The 7655-nt window shown below is 72.1% G+C and carries 7 protein-coding genes and 1 rRNA gene; 6 read left to right on the plus strand and 2 right to left on the minus strand.

Translation table 11 applies throughout. From position 1 onward, the window contains the following. The first annotated feature begins 1 nt into the window (after position 1). Both ABZY20_RS15150 and ABZY20_RS15155 read left to right on the plus strand, forming a co-directional pair. Positions 2–1411: an ATP-binding protein gene (locus ABZY20_RS15150; protein WP_356441684.1), complete on the plus strand. Its 1410-nt coding sequence runs from the start codon at positions 2–4 to the stop codon at positions 1409–1411. 11 nt (positions 1412–1422) lie between these two features. Continuing rightward, positions 1423–3048: a type VI secretion protein gene (locus ABZY20_RS15155; RefSeq protein WP_356441686.1), complete on the plus strand. Its 1626-nt coding sequence runs from the start codon at positions 1423–1425 to the stop codon at positions 3046–3048. A 15-nt stretch (positions 3049–3063) separates the two neighbouring features. On the opposite strand, the gene ABZY20_RS15160 is transcribed toward ABZY20_RS15155, so the two are convergent. Continuing rightward, a complete protein-coding gene (locus tag ABZY20_RS15160) occupies positions 3064–3606 on the minus strand; it encodes a GNAT family N-acetyltransferase (RefSeq protein ID WP_356441688.1) in 543 nt (180 codons plus the stop codon). A gap of 94 nt (positions 3607–3700) precedes the next feature. On the opposite strand from ABZY20_RS15160, the gene ABZY20_RS15165 reads away from it, so the two are divergent. Genes ABZY20_RS15165 through ABZY20_RS15180 form a run of 4 tightly spaced genes read left to right on the plus strand, consistent with a single transcriptional unit; the run spans position 3701 to position 7330 of the window. After that, positions 3701–4621: an ATP-binding cassette domain-containing protein gene (locus ABZY20_RS15165; protein ID WP_356441690.1), complete on the plus strand. Its 921-nt coding sequence runs from the start codon at positions 3701–3703 to the stop codon at positions 4619–4621. Next, positions 4618–5397 carry an ABC transporter permease gene (locus ABZY20_RS15170; protein ID WP_356441692.1) on the plus strand — a complete coding sequence of 260 codons (780 nt, stop codon included), beginning with the start codon at positions 4618–4620 and terminating at the stop codon, positions 5395–5397. Before ABZY20_RS15165 ends, ABZY20_RS15170 begins: the two co-directional genes overlap by 4 nt. A 23-nt stretch (positions 5398–5420) precedes the next feature. Beyond that, on the plus strand, positions 5421–6662 hold the full coding sequence (locus ABZY20_RS15175) for a histidine kinase (RefSeq protein ID WP_356441694.1): 1242 nt from the start codon (positions 5421–5423) through the stop codon (positions 6660–6662). Further along, positions 6659–7330: a response regulator transcription factor gene (locus ABZY20_RS15180; RefSeq protein ID WP_356441695.1), complete on the plus strand. Its 672-nt coding sequence runs from the start codon at positions 6659–6661 to the stop codon at positions 7328–7330. Before ABZY20_RS15175 ends, ABZY20_RS15180 begins: the two co-directional genes overlap by 4 nt. A 47-nt stretch (positions 7331–7377) precedes the next feature. Here ABZY20_RS15180 and rrf read toward each other — a convergent pair. Beyond that, positions 7378–7494, minus strand: a 5S ribosomal RNA gene (gene rrf / locus ABZY20_RS15185). Positions 7495–7655 lie beyond the last annotated feature (161 nt).

Consider the following 7655-nt stretch of genomic DNA (forward strand, 5'->3'; position numbering starts at 1 on the left):
GATGCGGGATCCGCTGTCCGTCCTCACCGACGCCTTCACCTCCTTCCTCTTCGGGAAGGTGGAGACGACCAGGCTCCCGGTGCGCACGTCCACGGGCCAGGCCCAGGCGGTCTACCTCCCGACCGCCGCCCCCGGCCTCGGCGACTCCGGCGTCATCATCGGCCGCGAGGTGTACTCCGGCAAGGGCTACATCTACGACCCGTTCCAGCTCTACGGCCAGCAGCTCCCCGCCCCCCACTGGCTGGTCCTCGGCGAGTCCGGCAACGGCAAGTCGGCGCTGGAGAAGACGTACGTGCTGCGCCAGCTCCGCTTCAAGGACCGCCAGGTCGTCGTCCTGGACGCCCAGGGCGAGGACGGCGTCGGCGAGTGGAACCTCGTCGCCCAGGAGCTGGGGATAACTCCCATCCGCCTGGACCCGATGGCCGCCCTGGACCACGGCATCCGCCTCAATCCGCTCGACCCCGCGATCACGACGACGGGCCAGCTCGCGCTGCTCCGCACGATCATCGAGGTCGCGATGGGCCACGGCCTGGACGAACGCTCCGGCTTCGCCCTCAAGGTCGCCCACGCCTACGTCAACGAGACCATCGTCGACCGCCAGCCGGTCCTGACCGACATCGTCGAGCAACTGCGCCACCCCGAACCCGAGTCCGCCGAGGCGATGAACGTCGCCATAGACGACGTCCGCGCCTGGGGCCTCGACGTCGCCCTGGTCCTGGACCGCCTGGTCGACGGTGACCTGCGCGGCATGTTCGACGGCCCCACCACGGTCGGCATCGACCTCGACGCCCCGCTGATCGTCTTCGACCTGTCCCACATCGACCGCAACTCCATCGCCATGCCCATCCTCATGGCGATCGTCGGCGTCTGGCTGGAGCACACCTGGATCCGCCCCGACCGGAAGAAGCGCATCTTCCTGGTCGAGGAGGCCTGGCACATCATCAACAGCCCTTTCGTGGCGCAGCTGTTCCAGCGCCTGCTCAAGTTCGGCCGGCGGCTCGGCCTGTCGTTCGTGGCGGTGGTCCACCACCTCTCCGACGTCGTCGACGGCGCCGCGGCGAAGGAGGCGGCCGCGATCCTGAAGATGGCCTCGACCAGGACCATCTACGCCCAGAAGGCGGACGAGGCGAGGGCCACCGGCCGCGTCCTCGGCCTGCCCCGCTGGGCGGTCGAGATCATCCCGACCCTCACCCCCGGCATCGCCGTCTGGGACGTCAACGGCAACGTCCAGGTCGTCAAACACCTCGTCACCGAGACCGAACGCCCCCTGGTCTTCACCGACCGCGCGATGACCGAGTCCTCCAGCGACCTCGCGGAGGACGCCCTGCGCGCCGCCGAGATCGAGGCGGAGGAACGGGCCGCGGCCTTCGTGGAGCACCACGTGGGCGACTCCGAGTCGACGGTGGCCTAGGGGAGGGACGCGTGAGACCGGACGACCACGGCACCCGGCGGGACACCCGGGGAGGCATCCCCGACGGCCTGCTGGTCGGCCTGCTCGCGTTCCTCCTCGGCATGACCCTGCTGGTGTGGACGGCCACCGGCCTCGCCGGCTGGTTCGCCCACGGCTCCTGGCCGTCCGGCGTCACCTTCACCCGCACACCCCTCGCCATGCGCGGCCTCATCGCCGAGCCCCACGACGTCCCCGGAGCCTGGCCCGCCACACCCCCCGGCGAACTCTCCGGCTACGGCCTGTTCTGGGGCCTGTTCATCGGCCAGCTGATGATCCTGTTCGTCCTCACCGTGTTCGTGATCGGCACGGTCGCCCGCTGGAGGGCAGGACGCGCACGGCGCCGGGCGGAAGGACAGGCGTACGCACGGCACGACGTACCGGACCCCGCCCCGCGACCGGCAGCACAGCACGACGTACCGGACGCCGCCCCGCGACCGGCAGCACGGCACGAGGCACCGGACAGGTCCCCGCAACCGGTACAGCACCGCGCACCGGACACCGGCCCGCCCGCCGCCACCCCGCACGAGGCCCCCACCCCGCACGAGGTCCCCACCCCCCGCCGCGCGACACCCGAACCCGCCCGGCCGCACCCGGAACCGGCGGCGTCCGCCGCTCCCCCGCCCCTGGAGACCGCCCCCACGACCCCGGCCTCCCTGTTCGCGCCCGTGGGCGGGTGGGAGAGGATCCTCGTCGCCCCGAAGGAGGCCCGCCAGACGACGGCGGCCCAGGCCGTGCGCGACGCGGAGGGCCCCGTCCTCGTCGTCACCTCCAACCCCGCCCTCTGGCAGGAGACGAAGGACGCCCGCTTCAAACTGGGCCCCACCCACCTCTACGACCCCGCCCACCTCTGCACCACCCCGTCCCGCCTCCACTGGTCCCCCACCACCGGCTGCGAGGACAAGGCGACGGCGACCGAACGGGCCACCGCCCTGCTCACCCCCGTACGCCCCACCGCCAAACTCGACCAGGCCGTCAGCGACACCGCCGCCACCCTGCTGCGCAGCTACCTGCACGCCGCCGCCATCGACGGCCGCACCGTCCGCCACGTCCACCGCTGGTCCCAGGGCACCCAGCTCCAGGACGCCGTACGCATCCTGCGCACCAACCCCAAGGCGGCCCCCGGCTCCGCGGGCGAACTGGAAGGCGCCCTCACCGCGCACCCCGAACGCCGCGACATGGCCCAGCAGTTGACGACCCGTGCGCTCGGCGCCCTCTCCACGGTCAACATCCGCGAAGCCTGCACACCCAATCGAACTGATGCCCTCGCCCTGGATTCCTTCGTCCACGAAGGGGGCACGCTTTACGTGGTGGGGGAATCCATCGAGGACCCCAGGACGCACCCGGGCGCGATGCCCTTCCTGACGGCCCTCGTCTCCAGCGTGGTCGAGCGCGGCCGGCGCATGGCCGAACGGTCATCCTCCGGTCGCCTCGACCCACCACTGACGCTCGTCCTCGACGACGTCGCCGCCGTGGCCCCGCTTCCCCAGCTCCCGGAGCTGCTGGCCACCGGAGCGGACCGGGGTCTGCCCACCCTGGCCCTGCTCCGGTCCCGCGAACAGGGCCGCGCCCGCTGGCCCCACGACGAACTGCCGGTCTAGCGACCGCCGCGGACCTCACTCCCGCCCGAGCACCAACTCCAGCTCCCGCTCCCCGGCGTCCCCCAGCGGCACCGTCACCCCGCTCGGCACGAACCCCACCCGCCGGTAGAACCGCTGCGCCCGCCCGTTCTCCTCGTGCACGAACAGCCGCACCCGCTCGAGCCCCCGCCCCCACGCCCACTCCAGCGCGGCATCGAACAGCACCTCGGTCAGCCCGCTCCCCCGCTCCTCGGGCCGCACGAACACACCGACCAGATGCCCCTGCTTCCGCTCCACCGCCTGCCCGGCCCAGTCGGTCGTCCCGGGCTCCTCCACGAACACCGTCACCGTCCCCACCCACCGACCGTCCGGCCCCTCGGCGATGACCTGCTGCGCCCCGTCCGCCCCCTCGGCGGCCTTCTCCGTCCGCTCCCGCCAGTAAGCGTCCGGCTTCACCACGGCCTGCTCGTACGTCTCCAGGAAAGCGAGGTGCGCCACCGGATCGCGCAGCGCCGCGAGCCGCAGCTCCTTCACGAGAGCCCACTCATCAGCACGGACGGACCGGATCACATAGCTCATGCGGGCCACCGTAGTACCCGGGTACGACGCCCCTCACCCGGATTACCGTCGCCGGTCCGACGCCCGGGAACCCCCCGCGCACGAGCATCGAAGCATGCTGACCGCACACGAACTGACCAAACGCTACGGCGACCGGACGGTCGTCACGGACCTCTCCTTCACCGTCCGGCCCGGCACCGTCACCGGCTTCCTCGGCCCCAACGGCGCCGGCAAGTCCACCACCCTGCGCATGCTCCTCGGCCTGGACGCCCCCACCCGCGGCCACGCCACCGTGAACGGACGCCCCTACGCCGCCCACCCCGCGCCCCTCACCGAGGCCGGCGCCCTGCTGGAGGCCCGCTCCGTCCACCCCGGCCGCACCGCCCACCAGCACCTGCGCGTCCTCGCCCTCACCCACGGCATCCCCCGCAGCCGGGTCGACCACGTCCTCGGTCTCACCGGCCTCACCGACGTCGCCCACCGCCGCGTCAAGGGCTTCTCCCTCGGCATGGGCCAGCGCCTCGGCATCGCCGCCGCCCTGCTCGGCGACCCCGCCACGCTCATCCTCGACGAGCCGGTCAACGGCCTCGACCCGGAGGGCGTCCTGTGGATCCGCACCCTGCTGAAGTCCCTCGCCGCCGAGGGCCGCACCGTCCTCGTCTCCTCCCACCTGATGAGCGAGATGGCCCTCACCGCCGAACACCTGGTCATCATCGGCCGCGGACGCCTCCTCGCCGACACCACGGTCACCGACTTCGTCCGCGACTCGGGCGCCGGCACCACCAAAGTCGTCACCCCGCGCGCCCCCGACCTCGCACGGCTCCTCACCGCCCCCGGCGTCGACATCACCACCGACACCCCCGAAACCCTCCAGGTGCGCGGCACGGACGCCCGGCACATCGGCCGCACCGCGGCGGCCCACGGCATCCCCCTGTACGAACTCACCCCCGGTACCGCCTCCCTGGAAGAGGCCTTCATGGACCTCACCCGCGACTCCCTCGAGTACCCGGCCTCCCTGGAAGGAGCAGCGGCATGACCACGGCGGCCCTCCCGCACCGCGTCACCCCGGCCCGCGTCCTGCGCTCCGAGTGGCACAAGCTCTGGACCCTGCGCTCCACCTGGATCAACCTCGTCGCCACGAGCCTGCTGACCGCCGCGATGGGCGCGGGCCTCGGCGCCGCCTACGACGGCACCGGCGAAGGCGGCATGGACACCGTCCTCTTCGTCCTCCTCGGCACCCAGTTCGCCACCGTCAACCTCGGCGTCCTCGGCGTCCTCGCCGCCTCCGGCGAGTACTCCACCGGACAGATCCGCGCCACCATGGCGGCCGTCCCGCGCCGCCTGCCCGTCCTGTGGTCCAAGGCCGCGGTCCTCGCCGCGGTCGCCCTCCCCCTGACCCTGGCGACGAACCTCCTCACCTTCCCCCTCGCCCAGTCCTTCCTCACCGGCACCGACCTGTCCGCCTCGCTCGGCGACCCCGGCGTCCTGCGCGCCCTCGCCGGCAACGCGGCCGGCCTCACCCTCCTCACCGTCCTCGCCCTCGGCATCGGCGCCCTCACCCGCTCCACCCCCCTGTCCATGGGCGCCTACATCGGCCTGCTCATGATCCTCCCGGAGGTCCTCGCCATGCTCCCGTACGGCGTCGTCGACGACGCCGTACGCCACTTCCCCGGCAAGGCCCTGGAAGCCCTCACCACGGCCCAGCCCCAGCCCGGCACGGCCTCCCCGGGCAGCGCCCTGCTCGCCCTGCTCCTGTGGACGGCGACGACCCTCCTGGCGGCCGCGTGGGTGCTGCGCCGCCGGGACGTGTGACGCGGGCACCGGGAACCCTCACGATGGACCCCGTGACGGAAGACCGGGCGCCGGAGCCCCTCACCGACCACGTCCACCGCCTCGCCCACCGGCTGCGCGCCTTCGACCGGCGCCACCCGCTGCTCTGGGACCTGCACTTCGCCGGTTTCTGGGCGACCGCCGCCCTGATCGACCACCTGGGCGGCGGCTGGCGGCACAACGCCCACACCCTCGACGTCCCCGGCTGGCTCCTGCTCACCCTGAGCCTCGGCTTCTCCGTCCCCCTGCTGTGGCGCCGCACCCACCCCGGCGCGGTCCTCGCCGCCACCGTCCCCTTCGCCCTCGTCAACGCCTGGACCGGCGCCGCCCTCCAGGCCGCCCTGCTGCAGCTGATCCTCGTCTACCACCTGGCCCTGCGCCGCGCGCTGCGCCACCTGTGGTGGGCGGCGGCCCTGGTGCTCGCCCCGGTCCTGGTGTCGGCCGTCCGCCACGGCGAGGGCACCTGGGACCAGCAGATCGGCTCCCAGCTGATGTCCGTCACGGTCGCCGCCCTGATCGGCGTCACGGTCCGCACCCGCCGCGGCTACACCGAGGCCCTGGAGGACCGCGCCCGCCGCCTGGAGACCGAACGCGACCAGCAGGCCCAGCTCGCCACCGCCGCCGAACGGGCCCGCATCGCCCGCGAGATGCACGACATCATCGGCCACAACCTCTCCGTCATCACCGGCCTCGCCGACGGCGGCAGATACGCGGCGGCCAGGTCCCCGGAACGCGCCGCCCAGGCCCTGGACGCCATCGCCACCACCAGCCGCCAGGCCCTCACCGAACTCCGCCGCCTCCTGGACGTCCTGCGCGAGGAGGAGAGACAGCAGGCGGACCTCACCCCCCAGCCCGGCCTCCGCGACCTCGACCAGCTCCTCGACGGCGTCCGCTCGGCAGGCCTGCCCATCCACACCACGGTCCACGGCAGCCCCACCCTCCCCCCGGGCCGCCAGCTCACCGTCTACCGCGTCATCCAGGAAGCCCTCACCAACACGATGAAACACGGCGGCCCCGACGCCTCCGCAGCCATAGACCTCTCCTACGGCGACCAGGCCTCCGTCACCGTCACGATCACCGACACGGGCACCTCCGACGGCACCGGCACCACACCAGGGGGCCGCGGACTCCCCGGAATGCGCGAGCGAACGGCCCTGTACGACGGCACACTTGAGGCCGGTCCGCGCCCGCACCCCGAGCAGGGCTGGCGCGTCCGTCTACACCTTCCGGAGGAAACCCCGCAGTGACCACGGTCCTCATCGCCGACGACCAGCCCCTGCAGCGCTTCGGCTCCCGGATGCTCCTGGAGAGCCAGGACGACATGACCGTCGTGGGCGAGGCGGCGAACGGCAGCGAAGCGGTCCGCATGGCGGCCGAGCTCCACCCGGACGTCGTCCTCATGGACATCCGCATGCCGGGCCTCGACGGCATCGAGGCGACCCGCCGCATCACCGCCGCGGGCGACCGCACCCGCATCCTGATCGTCACGACCTTCGACCTGGACGAGTACGCCTACGCCGGCCTCCGCGCCGGCGCCTCCGGCTTCCTGGTCAAGGACGCCCAGCCCGAGGAGCTGCTGGCCGGCATCCGCGCGGTGGCCACCGGCGACGCGGTCGTGGCGCCCAGCCTGACCCGCCGTCTCCTGGACGCCTACGTCCACCACCTGCCGACGGACCCGTCCACGCAGAAACAGACCGACGAAGACCCCCGCCTGGCCACACTCACTGACCGGGAACGGGAGATCCTCACGGTCATCGGTCAGGGCTGGACGAACACGGAGATAGCGAGCCGCCTGCACCTGGCCGAGTCGACGGTGAAGACGCACGTGGGCCGCATCCTCGCGAAGACCGGCTCCCGCGACCGCATTCAGGCGGTCATCCTGGCGTACGACACCAGGCTGGTCGAACCGTCGTGAAAAACAAAAAGGCCCACACCGTAAGGTGTGGGCCTTTTTCAATAATTGTTCGGCGGCGTCCTACTCTCCCACAGGGTCCCCCCTGCAGTACCATCGGCGCTGTAAGGCTTAGCTTCCGGGTTCGGAATGTAACCGGGCGTTTCCCCTACGCTATAACCACCGAAACACTATGAAACTGTCAGCCGCACCACGCCGTGACCAGGCATGGGGCTGTTCGTGGTTTCAGAACCAACACAGTGGACGCGAGCAACTGAGGACAAGCCCTCGGCCTATTAGTACCGGTCACCTCCACCAGTTACCTGGCTTCCAGATCCGGCCTATCAAC

It is taken from the genome of Streptomyces sp. NPDC006624, assembly GCF_040611555.1.
Lineage (GTDB): Bacteria > Actinomycetota > Actinomycetes > Streptomycetales > Streptomycetaceae > Streptomyces.